Origin of the sequence: Frigoribacterium sp. Leaf172, assembly GCF_001424285.1 — a bacterium.
GTDB lineage: Bacteria > Actinomycetota > Actinomycetes > Actinomycetales > Microbacteriaceae > Frigoribacterium.
On record NZ_LMPB01000001.1, the window covers coordinates 1 to 13,397 of the forward strand.

A 13,397-nucleotide genomic window follows, 5' to 3' on the forward strand; every position below is an offset into this window, starting at 1 on the left:
TCTTTCGACACCGGTGGCGAATCCTTTTCATCCCCACCGGGAATCACAGAAAAGGACCTGATCATGAACGCTTTCTCCCGCAAGAAGATCACCAAGGTCGGACTCGGCATCGTCGCCTCCGGCGCCCTCGTGTTCTCCCTCGCCGCGTGCTCGATGGACTCCAACAGCGGATCGACCGAGTCGACGACCTCCGCTTCGGCCGAGCCCAGCGCCGAGGCCACCCCCGTCGCCTCGCTCGCCGACCTCAGCAACGGCGTCGACACCCAGGTCACCGTCGACGCGTCGTTCGTCGAGGCCCTCACGACCCTCGGCCTCACCTTCGCGTTCCCGATCACCGGCGGCAACGTCGACTACTACGACCCCGCCTCCGACGTGCGCCCCTACGTCCAGGGCGAGATCGACCACGACGGCTCGGGCCTGTCGCTGACCGCCGGCGACACCGTCGTCGAGCTCACCGACTTCCGCATCGACCCGGGCGAGTCCAAGCTCTACGGCACCGTCACCGCCAACGGCGAGGTCGCCGCCGAGGACGCKTACCTGTTCAACCTCTACGGCGGCAGCCTGAAGCCCCTGCAGATGGAGGGCTCGAACGCCGTCCTCGAGGGCACCACGGTGCACATCAGCCCCGACGCCGCCGCGCTGCTGAACCAGACCTTCAACACCGACGCCGTCCAGGACGAGATGCTCGTCGGCGTCGCGAAGATCACCGTCGCGACCGAGTAGTCGGCGCCGCTGCGGCGGCACCACCCGATCACGACGACAGGGGCCCCGGCCCCGTGCCGGGACCCCTGTTCCCGGTGGAACCCCACCCCGCCAGCCCTCACCAGGCTCGCAGGGTGGGGTTTTCCCGTACCCGGCCGCGGCCGGCCGCCCGGGCCGGCCGCCCGAGGTCGGCCGCCCGGGCTCGACCGTCACCTCCCCTGCCCCCCAGCCGGCGCACACCTGGCGCGCCCTGATCTCCCCGCCGGGCAGCGTAGGTTCGACCCCATGAGCGCACTGGATCCGATCGACCTGACCACCCTCCGCGGCGACACCACGACCTTCGGCGCGTACAGCGACAAGGTGGTGCTGGTCGTCAACGTCGCCTCGCGGTGCGGGCTGGCCCCCCAGTACGAGAAGCTGGAGGAGCTGCAGAGGACGTACGGCGAGCGCGGCTTCACGGTGCTGGGGTTCCCGAGCAATCAGTTCCTGCAGGAGCTCGGGTCGTCCGAGGCGATCGACGAGTACTGCTCGGCGACCTGGGGCGTCACGTTCCCGATGATGGAGAAGATCCGCGTCAACGGCCGCCACGAGCACCCGCTGTACACCGAGCTGAAGAAGGCCGTCGACGCCGACGGCAAGGGCGGCAAGGTGAAGTGGAACTTCGAGAAGTTCGTCATCACCCCCGGAGGCGCGGTGCACCGCTTCCGCCCGACCACCGAGCCCGACGCCCCCGAGATCGTGTCGCTGATCGAGGCGTCGCTCCCGGCCTAGGTGCACCGCCTGGGCAGTGCCCCTAGGCCACGGGTCGCTGCCCGAGCAGATCCAGGGCGAGGTAGCCGGCGTAGCCGCCGGGCGTCCGCCCCACGCTCCGACCCGAGGTCAGCACCTCGCCGGCGTCGGAGGCGGCGACGATGGCACCGCTGTCTCTCAGCCGCTGCACGAGCACGACGTCCTCGTGCAGGTCGAGCGGATCGAAGCCCCCGGCCCGCCGGTAGGCGATCGCGTGCATGCCGAGGTTGGCGCCGTGCACGTGCCCGTTCGGACGCCCCGGGGTGTGGCGAGCCGTCCAGGCGGCGATCCGCTCGGCGTCGAGGTCGGCGAAATCGGGGCGCACCGTGCCGACCATGACGTCGGCGCCGTCGTCGGCGAGCTCGACCTGCACGGTCAGCCACCGCGGGGGCACGGCCGAGTCGGCGTCGGTGTTGGCGATCCACACCGAGCTCCCGTCGACGCCGAGCTGCGCGAGATGTCGCATGGCCTCGTCGACCCCGGCGGCGCGGGCCATTCCCACGGCCCGGCCGGCCGTCTCGATCACGACGACGTCGGGGGCGCGCCGGGCGCGATCGGCGGTGTCGTCGGTGCAGGCGTCGGCGACGACGACGGTGACGACCCGCACCTCCGGGGCGATGCCCTTCAGCTGCTCACGTGCGACCGCGATCGAGGCGAGGCACCGCTCGATCAGATCGGACTCGTCGCGCGCGGGGACGACCACGGCCACCCCGAGGAGGCGCGGCGCGGTCACCGCAGACCCGTCCGGGCGGCCACGGATCGCCCGTCGCGCGACCGCACGTCGACCACGAAGTCGGCCTCGTCGTGGTGCGCGACGGCGTGCAGTCCCGGTCGGCGGACGAGTGCGGCGTGCACGTCGTCGCCGCTCTGCCGGAAGTCGTCGGCGCCGTGCCGCCAGTGGCACGCGACGACGACGCCGGTGGGCGTCAGCACCCGCTCGACGTCGTCGAGGAGCCGCTCGAACTGCTCGGGGTCGAGGTAGTAGCCCACCTCGCTGATCAGCACGAGGTCGTAGGGGCCGGCGTCGGGCAGCCCGCGCGTCACGTCGGCCTGCTCGACCCGCACGTGCGGACGACCGGCCACCCGGGCGCGGCCCTGCTCGACGGCGACGAGCGACACGTCGAGGGCGAGCACCGACGAGGCGCGATCGGCGAGCTCGGCCGTCACGACGCCGATCGAGCAGCCGATCTCGAGCACCGCGCCGAGCCGTTCGTCGGGCAGCGACCCGAGCGTGATCGCCCGCTTACGTCGTTCGTACCAGCGCGTCGTGACGCCCCACGGGTCGGCCTGCCGGGCATGCGTCGCGTCGAAGCGGCTGCCCGGCACCGCACCCGCACCCGCGTCGGCGCCCGCGTCGGCATTCCGCCCGTCGGGCGCGTGGCCGGCCGCGCCGTCGGACGCACGGTCGGACGCGCCGCCGCCCGCGCCGTCGGGCGCCCGGGGCGTCGACCGCACGAAGACCTCGGCGTCGCGACGGAAGTGCGCGACGAAGTCGGGGCGCAGCACGGCCTCGTCGCCCGGCTCGGACGACAGGGGTCGCAGCTGCGAGGCGTGACGGTCGAGCGCCCGGGCCGCGGCCTCGCGGGCGGCGGGGTCGAGCTCGACCCGCACGAGGTCGTCCCACGGCACGTCGGGGTGCTCGGGGTCGCCCCAGTGCCAGAGCCAGACCGGGTACTCGAACAGCGCGGGGCCGCCCTCGGCCGCCCCGGCCGCCTCGTCCGCCATCGCCTCCGCCACGAGCTCCGCCGCGATCTCGCCGAGCACCCGGTGGTCGCGGTGCCCGTCGCCGCGCCACGGCGCGAGCACGACGGAGGGGTGGAGCCCGCCGATGATCGAGGCGAGACGGGTGCGGATGTCGGCCCGTGCCTCCTGCAGGGCTCCGTCGGCGACGTCGAGCAGCACGAGGTCGATGCCGGCGCCGAGCTCGTCGAGGGCCGCGCGCGCCTCGGCGGCCCGTTCGTGACGGAGCGCCTCGGCGGTCGTCGTGCGCGAGTCGGGGTGCGAGCCCGCCCCGTCGCTGACCACCACGACCGTGACCGACCGGCCCGCGCGCACCGCGAGCGCGATGAGTCCGCCCGCACCGAGCGTCTCGTCGTCGGCGTGCGCCGAGAGCACGAGCAGGGGCCCGTCGTCGAGGAGGCGCGGGTCGCCCGGCAGCGCCGCCAGCCGGCCGTCGTCGACCCAGGCCGCGACGGAGCCGGCGGGGTCGCGCGCGTCGAACCTCACCACGGGGCGACGGCGCTCTCGCGCAGCTGACGCCCGAGCGCGGCGTCGTCCCTCTCGGCGTGGTGCTGCCGCAGGTAGAGGCCGAGGTCGGCGACGCGCTTGGCGTGCGCGTCGTCGGAGACGAGGGGCGCGGGGCCCAGAGCGCGGCCGACCCGGGTCAGGACGTCGTCGGCGGCGTGGGCGACCGTGGCGCGCACGCGCTTCGCGAGGAGCCGGCCCTCGTCGCCGGTCGCGGCGCCCGAGTCGACGAGGGTCGCGGCCTCGGCCAGAGCGCGTCGGGCGTCCGAGAGCCGCTCGTCGACGGCGCCGAGCGCGGCGGCGGAGAACGGTTCGGGGTCGCGGCGGACCACGGAACGGTGCAGCTCGCGGGCGACGCCCACGGCCCCGCCGTACCAGCAGGCCGCGACGGCGATGCCGCCCCACGAGAAGCCCGCACGCTCGAGGTACCAGCCGGGCTCGCCGACCGGCGTGGCCTCGACCGCGTCGAAGCGCACGGGACCCGACGGGATCTCGACGAGACCCCGCGCGTGCCAGGCCCCCTCGGCCACCTCGACCCCCGGCTGGCGCAGGTCGACGGCGAAGAGCCGGCGCTCGTCGCCCGCCCAGGCGGTGACGAGGGCCGAGTCGAGAACGCCGGCGAGCGAGCACCAGCCCTTCTCGCCCGAGAGCGCCCACCCGTCGCCGACGGGCAGCGCCTCGAGCCGGGCCCCGGGCAGCTCGGCGGCGAAGACGCCCCAGCTGACTCCCGCCGAGGAGGCGCGGGTCGTCCCGGGCAGCTGGCCCGCGTCGACCGCCTGGCTCAGGATCGCGATCGCGTCGAGATGCGGTTCGACGGCGCGCGCGGCGCCCAGGTCGTGTGCGGCGAGGGTCGCGAGGGCGCGCCACAGGTCGGCGGTGCGACCGGCCCCGGGGACGGGCGCCGCGCCTCCGTCGCCGTCGGTCAGCGACACGGCGAGCCGCAGGGCGCCGGGGACGTCGGAGGGGAGGTGGTCGGTGATCAGTCGGGTGAGCGTTCCCGGTTCGCCGGGGACGGAGAGCTGCATGGTCCGAACATATCCGCTGCCGTCGACACCGGTGCGATCAGCGGAACGAGGCCGCCACGCCGTTGCGGTGGTAGTCGAACACGATGCTCGTGCGGGTCGAGGCGACGCTCGGCTGCGCGGACAGATGGTCGACGACGAACGTGCGGATCTCGCTCGAGTCGGACACCGCGATGTGCACAATGAAGTCGTCCTGCCCGCCGAGGAAGAACACCTGCAGCACCTCGGGCAGGCTCCGCACGGCCTCCGAGAACGCCGTGATGGCCGCCTGCCGCGAACCGGGCCGCAGGGTGACGCCGACGATCGCCTGCAGCGGCCGGCCGATGCGACGCTGGTCGACGCTCGTGAGGAACCCGGTGATGACCCCGCGGTCGATCAGCGAGCGCAGACGCGTGTGCGCCGTCGACGGGGCCACGCCGACGGCTGCGGCGAGCGCTGCGTTCGAGAGGCGCCCGTCGGTGACGAGCACGTCGAGCAGGCGCCGGTCGACCTCGTCGAGATCGGCAGGAGGCGCGGCGACGGGTCGAAGATCGTTCGGTTCGGACACGGGAGACACCTCTCAGAAGGGCGCGACAGCTCGATCGCCCGATCTTCGCAGAATTCTCTTCGGCGGAAACACGGATGAAACGAATCGACGTCAGCATCGTCTCAACGATCGACGACGACCGGCCCGCGGGCCCCGACACGACAGGAGACGCCATGCGCGTCGGAGTCCCCACCGAGATCAAGAACAACGAGAACCGCGTGGCCGTCACCCCGGCCGGGGTCGACGCCCTCGTGCGACGCGGCCACGAGGTGCTGATCGAGAGCGGCGCCGGCGTGGGATCGCGCATCCTCGACGCCGACTACCTCGCCGCCGGGGCGACGATCGTCGAGACGGCCGCCGAGGTCTGGTCGCGGGCCGACCTGCTGCTGAAGGTGAAGGAGCCGATCGCGAGCGAGCACCCGCTGCTCCGCGAGGGGCAGGTGCTCTTCACGTACCTGCACCTCGCGGCCGACCGGGAGCTGACGGAGGCGCTGGTCGCCTCCCGGACGACCGCCCTCGCCTACGAGACGGTCCAGCTGCCCGACCGGTCGCTGCCGCTCCTCCAGCCGATGAGCGAGGTGGCCGGCCGCCTCTCGATCACGGTCGGCGCCTACCAGCTGATGCGCGCCTCCGGGGGGCGCGGCACCCTGCTCGGGGGTGTTCCCGGGACCCCGAGGGCGAAGGTCGTCGTGATCGGCGGAGGCGTCGCCGGCGAGCACGCCGCCGCGAACGCGCTGGGCCTCGGCGCGGACGTCACCGTGATCGACCTGTCGCTGCCCCGGCTGCGCGCCCTCGAGGTCCGCTTCGACGGGCGGGTGCAGACCCGGCCCTCGACGCCGCTCGAGATCGCCGCCCAGGTGCGCGAGGCGGACCTCGTCATCGGATCGGTGCTGATCCCGGGCGCGGCGGCGCCGAAGCTCGTGACCGACGAGATGGTCGCGACCATGAAGTCGGGGGCGGTGCTCGTCGACATCGCCATCGACCAGGGCGGATGCTTCGAGGGGTCGCGGCCGACGACGCACGACGACCCGACCTTCGCGGTGCACGACGCGATCTACTACTGCGTGGCGAACATGCCGGGCGCGGTCCCCGAGACCTCGACCCGCGCCCTGACCAACGCGACCCTGCCCTACGTCGTCGCCCTGGCCGAGCGGGGCTGGCGCGCCGCGACGGCGGCCGATCCGGCCCTGGCCGCCGGGGTCAACGTGCACTCCGGCGTCGTGACCAACGCGGGCGTCGCCGCCGCGCTCGGCATGCCGCTCGGGGCGGTGGCCCCGGCGGCGCCCTAGGCGATCGCGACGACGCGCCGGGCCGGTTGCGTCGGCACGATCGACCTGCCTACACTCGCCTCGGATCGAACACGCGTTCGAACGGAAGGCGGGCCATGAACATCTCCACGACGCGGTCGACGGTCGCTCTCTGGTTCGACGACGGGCTGCCCGCGCGACTCGTGCACGACGGTGTGCGGTGGCGCGTCAGCGACACCCCGACCCCGCTCGTCGACGAGCCGACGATGGTGCACGAGCTCATCACGCACCCGCCGCAGCGCTTCTACGGCTGGCGGTTCCAGGCGACGGCGTCGGACGGCACGACCCACATGTTCGAGGTCGTCCGCGACGCCGCCGGTCACTGGCTGCTCGGCCGCCTCTACGACTGAGCGCGCCTCCGTCCGGGTCGCGCCCGGGTCTCCGGCCGGGCAGCGCCCGGTCTCCGGCCCGGCCGCGCCCGGGTCGAGCGGTGAGGCCGTCCGCCGGGGCTCAGTAACCGGAGCCGGCTGCGGAGTCGGCGCCCTCGACGAGAGCGCGCGTGCCCGAGACGCCGAGACGCGTGGCACCGGCGGCCACGTAGCGACGGGCGTCGTCGATGGTGCGCACGCCGCCCGAGGCCTTGACTCCGAGACGCCCGCCGACGGTCTGCGCCATGAGCCGCACGGCGTGCTCGGTCGCACCGCCGGTCGGGTGGAACCCGGTGCTGGTCTTGACGAAGTCGGCCCCGGCGCGCTCGGCCGCCTGGCAGACGGCGACGATCTCGTCGTCGCTGAGGGCAGCCGACTCGATGATCACCTTGAGCACGGTCGGGCTCGGCACGGCGCCGCGGACGATCGCGATGTCCTCCTCGACGCTGATGAAGTCGCCGGCCTTCGCGGCACCGACGTCGATGACCATGTCGACCTCGTGCGCGCCCGACGCGACGGCCTCGAGGGCCTCGGACGCCTTGACGGCCGAGGTGTGCTTGCCGCTGGGGAACCCGGCGACGACGGCGACCTTCAGCTCGGACCCCTCGGGCAGCACCAGCGGCAGCATCGACGGCGAGACGCAGACGGAGTAGGCGCCGAGCTCGACGGCCTCCGCGATCAGGGCGTCGACGTCGGCGTGCGTCGCCTCGGGCTTCAACAGGGTGTGGTCGACCAGGCGGACGATGTCGGCGGCCTGCAGTGTCTCGGTCATGGGGGTCCTTCCGGGGCGATCGAGCCCGATCGGCTCGTCGTCCATCATCGACCGTCGCAGCGCGACGACGAAACCGGCGGCCCGCTCAGGCCGGGCGACCGCCCTCGCGGCGCTTCTCGACCTCGGTCTCGAGGGCCCGCAGACGGGCCTGCTGCTCGTGGAACTCGATCTCGCGGTCGAGGGCGGCGAGCTGCTCCTCGGTGCTGAGGGCGCGGGAGGCGGGGGCGACCGTCTGCGTGCGCGGGCCGCCGAATCCGAGCCGTTCGCGCCTCCTCGGATCCCCGAACGTCACGTTCTCCGTCGGTGCCGAGCGTTCGCGCCCGACGGCGAACCACAGGATGCTGCCGATCAGCGGCAGGAGCACCACGAGCAGCACCCAGACGAGCTTCGGCAGGTGCTGCACCTGACCGTCCTGCCTCGTGATGATGTCCACCAGAGCGACGAGCACCAGGGCGAAGAGGAGGCCGGAGACGAGGACGTACATGGGGTGATCATATTCAGGGAACTCCTACCTGCACCACCACCGGTTTGCAGGGTTTTCTGGATCAGATCGGACGAATCTGGCCCGCGGAGCCGCAGGAGTGGTTGAGTCGGTGATTGCCCGACCCCGTGGCAGCAACCGCGCCGACCCGGCGCACACGAAGAAAGCAGTCATCATGCTCGGTCTGATCATCAGCCTCATCGTCATCGGCCTCATCGCCGGTGCAGTCGCCCGCCTCGTCGTCCCCGGCAAGCAGAACATCTCGATCCCCATGACCATCCTCCTGGGCATCATCGGATCGTTCGTCGGTGGATTCCTCGCCTACCTCATCTTCCCCGGCCAGAACCCCGACGGCTTCTTCCAGACCTCGGGCATCATCGGCTCGATCATCGGCGCCATCATCGTCCTGGTCATCTACCTCAAGGTCACCGGCCGCAAGGGTGCTCGCAACTAGTCGACACCGCACGGCCGGACGGGCCGCCCTCCATCGCGGAGGGCGGCCCGTTCTCTCGTTCCCGGCGGGGGTCGGTGCGCGGGGCGGAGTTCGCCCGGGCGGCGCTAGGGCGTCGTGACGACGTCCTCGACGGTGTCGACGGTGCCGCTGCGCTTGCCCGCGCCGTTGCCGTTGTTGTTGCCCGGGCCCGAGTTGGGGTTCGATCCGCTGTTGCCGGGGCCGGTCACCGAACCCGTGCCGATGTCGGTGCCGGGCACGGTGACCTCGGGGATCGGGTTCTCGTCCGGCTCGTTCTCGTCCGGCTCGTTCTCGTCGGGCTCGTCCTCGTTCTCGTCAGCGGGCGTGCTGGGGCTCGCGGGCGCGGGTGCCGTCTCGGACGGCTGCGCGGGCTCGGGCTCGTCGGAGGGCGCCGACTGCTCGGGCTGCGGCGCGGTCGTCTCGCTGGGCGTCGTCCCGTCGGGCGTCGTCTCACCCGACGGCTCGTCGCTCGGAGCGGTGCTCGCGGGCGAGCTGGTCTCGGCGGGTGCGCCGTCGCCGCCGGACCCCTGCGACACGCCCCACACGACGGCCCCGGCGATGAGAGCCAGCACCGCCACGATGATCACGGGCAAGACCCATCTCGGTCGACCCGAGGAGGCGCGGTCCCGGTCGCCGAGACCGCCTCCGATCCCCGTCCCGCCGGCTCCCGAGCCGGCCGCGACCCCGCCGCCGGTCGCAGCCGACCCCACGCCGACCGCCGGGGCGAAGCGCTCGGTCGGGGCGTCGGAGCCCGGGGCGTCGTTCGAGTACGACGAGGTGGGGGCGTTCGCCCCGTAGGCGGCCGTGGGGGCGTCGCCGCCGGAGGCCGCGGCCGTGCCGTACGCCGCGGTCGGAGCATCCGAGCCGTACGCGACCGTCGGGGCGTCGGTCGCCCCCGCGGCGGCCGCCGCGCCCGCACCCGCGGCGCCCGCACCTGCGGCCGCAGCAGCAGCGGCCGCAGCAGCAGGCACCACCATCGTGCGATCACGGGGCGAGAGCGGCTCGGTCGGGTCGGGGACGGCGGCCAGGTCGGCGGTGCCGCCACCGCGGGATGCCGAGGCGAGCCGCGACGCGCGGCGTGAGACCTCGAGCGCGGTCGGGCGCGCCTCCGGGTCCCTCGCGGTCATCGAGGTCAGCAGCGACGCCCAGCCCGTCTCGAGCGACGACGGCACGATCGGGTCGTTGTGCAGGCGCGCCATGACCGACTCGATCGCCGAGCCCGTGAAGACCCGCGACCCCGTCAGGGCCTCGAGCGCCACGAGACCGAGCGAGTAGACGTCCGAGGGCGGTTCGATCGGCTTGCCGAGCGCCTGCTCGGGGCTGATGAACGCGGCGGTGCCCATCACGGTGCCGGTGGCGGTCAGCCGGGTCGAGTCGACGAGGTAGGCGATCCCGAAGTCGGCGAGCTTCGCCCGGTACCGCCCCTCGCCGCCGGGAACCGGTGCGAGCAGGATGTTCGCGGGCTTCACGTCGCGGTGGACGACGCCGCCCTCGTGGGCGACGTGCAGGGCCTCGCCGAGGTCGGCCAGCATGGCGGCCGCGGTGGCCGGGGCCAGCGGGCCGTCCGAGATGAGCGACTGCAGGGTCGGACCGTCGACGAACTCCATGACGAGGTACGCGCGGTCGGCGTCGTCGACGCGGGCGTCGAACAGCGTGACGATCGCGGGGTGGGCGAGCCCGGCGAGCACCTGGACCTCGCTGGTCTCGCGCCGCAGCTCGGCGGCGTCCGCGCCGGTGGGCGCGAAGAGCTTGATCGCGACCACGCGGCCGAGCAGCGTGTCGCGGGCGCGGTAGACGCTGGCCATGCCGCCGCGGCCGAGCACCGACTCGATCTCGTAGCGACCGTCGAGCACCATGCCTGCGGTGAGGTCCGGGGTGTCCATGTCGCCTCCTGTCCGGGTCGTGTGGGCAACGTCCCCACCCTATGCGGACGCTGCACCCGGAGGACCGCCCGGGCCGACCCCTACGGCGTGACCATGCCCCCGTTGACGTTGAGGGTCTCGCCCGCCACGAAGCTCGACTCGGCGCTCGCCAGGAACACGTAGGCCGGGGCCTGCTCGGCGGGCTGCGCCGCGCGGCCCATCGGCGACTCGCTCGAGCCGAACTCGGGCAGCGTCTCGGGGTCGACGCCACGGGTGACCTGCAGCGCGGTCCAGGTGGGCCCGGGGGCGACGACGTTGACGCGGATGCCCTTCGAGACGAGCTGCTGGGCGAGGCCCTTCGAGAAGTTGTTGATGGCGCCCTTGGTGGTCGCGTAGTCGAGGCGGTCGGGGGCGGGGGTGTACGCCTCGAGCGACGCCGTGTTGATGATCGTCGAGCCGGGGCCGAGATGCGGCAGGGCGGCCTTGATGATCCAGAACGGCGCGTAGACGTTGGTCTTGAAGGTGAGGTCGAACTGCTCGTCGGTGATCCGGTCGATCCCCTCCTGCCAGATCTGGCGACCGGCCACGTTCACGATGGCGTCGAGCCCGCCCAGGCCGGCCACCGCCTCCTCGACCAGCGTCCGGCAGAAGGAGGCGCTGGTGAGGTCCCCGGGGATCGCCACGGCCTTCCGACCGGCCGCCTCGACGACCTCGATCACGTGACGGGCGTCCTCCTCCTCGGCGGGGAGGTACGTGAGGGCGATGTCGGCGCCCTCGCGGGCGTAGGCGATCGCGACGGCCGCGCCGATGCCGGAGTCGGCGCCGGTGATGAGGGCGCGTCGGCCGGTCAGGCGGCCCGTTCCCCGGTAGGTGCTCTCGCCCAGGTCGGGGACCGGCGTCATCCTCGACTGGAGGCCCGGCTCGGGCTGCTGCTGCACCTCGGGGCTGATGACGGGGAATCGCGTGCGGGGGTCGTCGAAGGTGTACTGATCGCGGGTCATCCACCCGTCGTACACCGAGGGCCTGAGCGTGCGGTGCGGGCGTCCCCCGCCGTCCGGGATCCGCAGGGGACGGCACCGAGGAGGCGCGGGTACCCTGGTGCGGTGACCCTCAGCCCGTGCTCCCCGACCTCGGCCCCCACCCGGGCTCGACGTCGAGACACGGCGGCGTTCCCCAACCGACTGGTGCTCACCAAGCGCACATGCGGCACGAACGGCTGGATGAGCCTGTGGGGCACCAACGCGCACGGTGAGATCGCCGGATGCCCGCCCCCAGCCGCGGTCTGACCCGCCCCCTCGCCCTCCGTCCCGTCGTCGCGCCCTCCGCGCGGCGGCCGAGGACCGCGCTCCGGCGCGCGGAGAGCCGGCGGGTCGACGCCCTGTCGCACACCTCACCCGAAAGACGCTCATGAGCCACGCCGCGCCCCACTCGCCCACCCCCTCGTCTCCGACGCCGCCGCCTCCGGCCCGCGCGTCCCGTGCCCGTCACGCCGCGCGCCGGGTCGCCGACGTCGTCACCCAGGACACCGTCGCCGGAGTCCTCCTCCTGACCGCCACCGTGCTCGCCATCGTCGCCGCGAACACGCCCCTCGTCGACTGGTACGAGAACGTCCGCGACACCCGCATCGGGCCCGCCGCCCTGCATCTCGACCTGACGATCGGCACCTGGGCGGCCGACGGCCTGCTCGCCGTCTTCTTCTTCGTCGTCGGTCTCGAACTCAAGCAGGAGTTCGTCTCGGGCAGCCTGCGGAACCCGCTCCTCGCCGCCGTGCCGGTCGCGGCGGCCGTAGGCGGCGTCGCGCTGCCCGCGGTGCTCTACACGGTGCTGAACCTCGGCGCCGGCGACGACGCGCTGCGCGGCTGGGCGATCCCGACGGCCACGGACATCGCCTTCGCGGTCGCGGTCATCGCCGTGGTCGGCAAGTTCCTGCCGCCGGCCCTCCGCACGTTCCTGCTCACCCTCGCCGTCGTCGACGACCTCCTGGCGATCAGCATCATCGCGATCTTCTACACCGACGACATCGCCTTCCTGCCGCTCGCCCTCGCCCTCGTGCCGTTGGCGATCTTCGGGTTCCTGGCGCAGCGGGGCGTCCGCGCCTGGTACCTGCTGATCCCGCTCGCGATCATCACCTGGGCCCTCGTGCACGAGTCGGGCATCCACGCGACGGTCGCCGGCGTGCTGCTCGGATTCTCGGTGCCCGTCGTCGCGAGCGCCCGGGCGCGTGTCGCCTCGGGCTTCGACGACGAGGGCCGCGCGCTCTTCTCGGGCATGACCCACCACTTCGCCCACCGGGTGAGCCCGTTCTCGATGGGCGTCGCCGTGCCGGTCTTCGCCTTCTTCTCGGCCGGTGTGACGGTGGGGGGCTTCTCGGGTCTCGTCGACTCGCTGACGGACTCGGTCGCCTACGGCATCGTGCTCGCTCTGGTGCTGGGCAAGTCGATCGGCATCACGGTCACCACCTTCGTCGTGACGCGCCTCCCGGGTCTGCGGCTGCACGAGACCGTCCGCTGGCCCGACCTCGTGGGGCTGTCGTTCGTGGCCGGGATCGGCTTCACCGTCTCGCTGCTGATCGGCGAGCTGTCGTTCGGTCTCGGCAGCGAGGCGGACGACCACGTGAAGGTCGGCGTACTCGTCGGATCGCTCGTCTCGGCGGTCATCGGGGCGACGATCCTCAGCGTCAGGAACCGCGCCTACCGGCGGGATATCCGTGAAGCGAACTCGATCGGAACATAGTTAGGCGCTCTAGCGATCTGCGTGACAGCATGCTCATGCATCGACTTCACGGGCGATGCGGACAGGCCACCGGCCTCGTCATCCAGCACGACGGCAGCGCAGGGCTGCCAGGAACGAGC

Annotated in this window: 15 protein-coding genes; 7 read left to right on the plus strand and 8 right to left on the minus strand. The window is 73.1% G+C overall.

Annotated elements, in window-relative coordinates:
- Positions 1-63: 63 nt before the first annotated feature.
- Together ASF89_RS00005 and ASF89_RS00010 are read left to right on the plus strand one after the other, a co-directional pair.
- Entirely contained in the window at positions 64-723 is a 660-nt protein-coding gene (locus ASF89_RS00005; RefSeq protein WP_055810928.1) for a hypothetical protein, read from the plus strand.
- Positions 724-987: 264 nt separating this feature from the next.
- Positions 988-1,473: a glutathione peroxidase gene (locus ASF89_RS00010; protein ID WP_055798645.1), complete on the plus strand. Its 486-nt coding sequence runs from the start codon at positions 988-990 to the stop codon at positions 1,471-1,473.
- 22 nt (positions 1,474-1,495) lie between these two features.
- On the opposite strand, the gene ASF89_RS00015 is transcribed toward ASF89_RS00010, so the two are convergent.
- From ASF89_RS00015 to ASF89_RS00030, 4 genes are read right to left on the minus strand one after another with little or no spacing between them, the layout of a single operon-like run.
- Entirely contained in the window at positions 1,496-2,224 is a 729-nt protein-coding gene (locus ASF89_RS00015) for a glycosyltransferase family 2 protein (RefSeq protein ID WP_055810931.1), read from the minus strand.
- Positions 2,221-3,720: a bifunctional PIG-L family deacetylase/class I SAM-dependent methyltransferase gene (locus ASF89_RS00020; RefSeq protein WP_055810933.1), complete on the minus strand. Its 1,500-nt coding sequence runs from the start codon at positions 3,718-3,720 to the stop codon at positions 2,221-2,223. The genes ASF89_RS00015 and ASF89_RS00020 overlap by 4 nt, the downstream gene beginning before the upstream one ends.
- Positions 3,714-4,760: a hypothetical protein gene (locus tag ASF89_RS00025; RefSeq protein ID WP_055810936.1), complete on the minus strand. Its 1,047-nt coding sequence runs from the start codon at positions 4,758-4,760 to the stop codon at positions 3,714-3,716. The genes ASF89_RS00020 and ASF89_RS00025 overlap by 7 nt, the downstream gene beginning before the upstream one ends.
- Positions 4,761-4,797: 37 nt before the next feature.
- A complete protein-coding gene (locus ASF89_RS00030; protein WP_055798658.1) occupies positions 4,798-5,304 on the minus strand; it encodes an Lrp/AsnC family transcriptional regulator in 507 nt (168 codons plus the stop codon).
- A gap of 152 nt (positions 5,305-5,456) precedes the next feature.
- Between ASF89_RS00030 and ald the strand changes: the two genes are divergently transcribed.
- On the plus strand, positions 5,457-6,572 hold the full coding sequence (gene ald, locus ASF89_RS00035; RefSeq protein ID WP_055800570.1) for an alanine dehydrogenase: 1,116 nt from the start codon (positions 5,457-5,459) through the stop codon (positions 6,570-6,572).
- Positions 6,573-6,667: 95 nt separating this feature from the next.
- Positions 6,668-6,940, plus strand: coding sequence for a hypothetical protein (locus ASF89_RS00040; RefSeq protein ID WP_055798662.1), 273 nt, complete (start codon positions 6,668-6,670; stop codon positions 6,938-6,940).
- Between the two features lie 100 nt (positions 6,941-7,040).
- Here ASF89_RS00040 and deoC read toward each other — a convergent pair whose 3' ends face one another.
- Both deoC and ASF89_RS00050 read right to left on the minus strand, forming a co-directional pair.
- Positions 7,041-7,730, minus strand: coding sequence for a deoxyribose-phosphate aldolase (deoC, locus tag ASF89_RS00045; protein ID WP_055812887.1), 690 nt, complete (start codon positions 7,728-7,730; stop codon positions 7,041-7,043).
- A gap of 85 nt (positions 7,731-7,815) precedes the next feature.
- Entirely contained in the window at positions 7,816-8,214 is a 399-nt protein-coding gene (locus tag ASF89_RS00050) for a PLDc N-terminal domain-containing protein (RefSeq protein ID WP_055798665.1), read from the minus strand.
- A 172-nt stretch (positions 8,215-8,386) separates the two neighbouring features.
- Between ASF89_RS00050 and ASF89_RS00055 the strand changes: the two genes are divergently transcribed.
- The gene (locus ASF89_RS00055; protein WP_055798668.1) at positions 8,387-8,665 is read left to right on the plus strand and encodes a GlsB/YeaQ/YmgE family stress response membrane protein; all 279 of its coding nucleotides are present in this window, start codon (positions 8,387-8,389) and stop codon (positions 8,663-8,665) included.
- A gap of 104 nt (positions 8,666-8,769) precedes the next feature.
- Here ASF89_RS00055 and ASF89_RS00060 read toward each other — a convergent pair whose 3' ends face one another.
- Both ASF89_RS00060 and ASF89_RS00065 read right to left on the minus strand, forming a co-directional pair.
- Positions 8,770-10,566 (minus strand): serine/threonine protein kinase, encoded by a 1,797-nt coding sequence (locus ASF89_RS00060; RefSeq protein ID WP_055810938.1) that lies wholly within the window; start codon positions 10,564-10,566, stop codon positions 8,770-8,772.
- Between the two features lie 80 nt (positions 10,567-10,646).
- Positions 10,647-11,546, minus strand: a complete 900-nt coding sequence (locus tag ASF89_RS00065; RefSeq protein ID WP_055810939.1) for an SDR family oxidoreductase — start codon at positions 11,544-11,546, stop codon at positions 10,647-10,649.
- Between the two features lie 102 nt (positions 11,547-11,648).
- On the opposite strand from ASF89_RS00065, the gene ASF89_RS15160 reads away from it, so the two are divergent.
- Both ASF89_RS15160 and nhaA read left to right on the plus strand, forming a co-directional pair.
- Entirely contained in the window at positions 11,649-11,831 is a 183-nt protein-coding gene (locus tag ASF89_RS15160) for a hypothetical protein (RefSeq protein WP_156357373.1), read from the plus strand.
- 121 nt (positions 11,832-11,952) lie between these two features.
- The gene (nhaA, locus tag ASF89_RS00070; protein WP_055810940.1) at positions 11,953-13,278 is read left to right on the plus strand and encodes a Na+/H+ antiporter NhaA; all 1,326 of its coding nucleotides are present in this window, start codon (positions 11,953-11,955) and stop codon (positions 13,276-13,278) included.
- The last annotated feature ends 119 nt before the right edge of the window (positions 13,279-13,397 follow it).

What these genes read in the sequence shown, in the direction of transcription:
- ASF89_RS00010 (WP_055798645.1), top strand. Translation starts at nt 988, where the DNA reads ATGAGCGCACTGGATCCGATCGACCTGACCACCCTCCGCGGCGACACC.
- ASF89_RS00025 (WP_055810936.1), bottom strand. Translation starts at nt 4,760, where the DNA reads ATGCAGCTCTCCGTCCCCGGCGAACCGGGAACGCTCACCCGACTGATC.
- ald (WP_055800570.1), top strand. Translation starts at nt 5,457, where the DNA reads ATGCGCGTCGGAGTCCCCACCGAGATCAAGAACAACGAGAACCGCGTG.
- ASF89_RS00040 (WP_055798662.1), top strand. Translation starts at nt 6,668, where the DNA reads ATGAACATCTCCACGACGCGGTCGACGGTCGCTCTCTGGTTCGACGAC.
- deoC (WP_055812887.1), bottom strand. Translation starts at nt 7,730, where the DNA reads ATGACCGAGACACTGCAGGCCGCCGACATCGTCCGCCTGGTCGACCAC.
- ASF89_RS00050 (WP_055798665.1), bottom strand. Translation starts at nt 8,214, where the DNA reads ATGTACGTCCTCGTCTCCGGCCTCCTCTTCGCCCTGGTGCTCGTCGCT.
- ASF89_RS00055 (WP_055798668.1), top strand. Translation starts at nt 8,387, where the DNA reads ATGCTCGGTCTGATCATCAGCCTCATCGTCATCGGCCTCATCGCCGGT.
- ASF89_RS00060 (WP_055810938.1), bottom strand. Translation starts at nt 10,566, where the DNA reads ATGGACACCCCGGACCTCACCGCAGGCATGGTGCTCGACGGTCGCTAC.
- ASF89_RS00065 (WP_055810939.1), bottom strand. Translation starts at nt 11,546, where the DNA reads ATGACCCGCGATCAGTACACCTTCGACGACCCCCGCACGCGATTCCCC.
- nhaA (WP_055810940.1), top strand. Translation starts at nt 11,953, where the DNA reads ATGAGCCACGCCGCGCCCCACTCGCCCACCCCCTCGTCTCCGACGCCG.